The organism is Parvimonas sp. D9 (assembly GCF_035282565.1).
Taxonomy (GTDB): domain Bacteria; phylum Bacillota; class Clostridia; order Tissierellales; family Peptoniphilaceae; genus Parvimonas; species Parvimonas micra.
Genome location: NZ_JAYKBM010000224.1, coordinates 1 through 248, shown reverse-complemented (window position 1 = coordinate 248; position 248 = coordinate 1). Strand labels below are relative to the sequence as shown.

The 248-nt window shown below is 35.9% G+C and carries 1 protein-coding gene; it reads left to right on the top strand.

Translation table 11 applies throughout. The annotated features are described in order from the left end of the window. Nucleotides 1-248, top strand: a 248-nt coding sequence (locus VJI94_RS08655; protein WP_324009076.1) for a glycine/betaine/sarcosine/D-proline family reductase selenoprotein B, incomplete at both ends; no start/stop codon positions are given.

The following is a 248-nucleotide window of genomic DNA, read 5'->3' as shown; positions in this document are numbered from 1 at the left end:
AGAATTCGAAACAGAATTCCCAATGCCAAACTTTGATAGAGTAGATCCAAATCCAGCTGTTAAGGATATCAAAAATGCTAAAATAGCATTAGTAACATCTGGTGGTATAGTTCCTCATGCAAACCCAGATCATATTGAATCTTCATCAGCTTCAAAATATGGTAAATATGATATTGATGGTGTAATGGATCTTAAAGAAGGTGAATGGGAAACTGCTCATGGTGGTTATGACCCTGTTTATGCTAACC